1 pseudogene is annotated in these 462 nt (G+C 74.5%); it reads left to right on the top strand.

Features of this window, described 5'->3' with window-relative positions:
• Positions 1-263 (top strand): annotated as a pseudogene (locus D180_RS14540) (N-acetylmuramoyl-L-alanine amidase); the annotation flags it as partial.
• Between the last annotated feature and the right edge of the window lie 199 nt (positions 264-462).

Below are 462 nucleotides of genomic sequence, written 5' to 3'. Positions count from 1 at the left end.
GACTGGCCGACGCCGGCTTCGGCCGCTGGCCGGCCGCCGACACGCCGCCGGCCCCGCCCGGCTTCGATCCGTGGCAGGCGCTGGCGCTGATCGGCTATCCGGTCGACGACCGGGCGGCGACCCTGCGCGCCTTCCACCACCACTACCGCGGCAACGACGCCACCGCCTTCGACGCCGAAGACCTGCGCATCCTGTACGCGCTGACCCAGCCGCTGCTGGCGCGCCCGCAGCCGGTGCCGGCGATGGAGCCGGACGCGCCCTGAGCCGGCGCGCTGCGCCGCCAGCGTCGGTCTTGGCGGCGTGCACGCCTGTCACTTGGCGCCGCCGCGGTTCTTGGTAGCATCGCGCGCCAACGGACTCCAAAGGACGCAGTGCGATGAGGCGAGGAACCACGGCCCTGTGGGCGGCAACCTTCCTGCTGTTGGGCGGGTGCAAGGACAAGGCCGCCGATGCGCCGGCCGC

It is taken from the genome of Xanthomonas sp. SHU 166, from assembly GCF_000364685.1.
In the GTDB taxonomy this organism is placed as follows: domain Bacteria; phylum Pseudomonadota; class Gammaproteobacteria; order Xanthomonadales; family Xanthomonadaceae; genus Xanthomonas_A; species Xanthomonas_A sontii.
This window is presented reverse-complemented; position numbering and strand designations above follow the sequence as displayed.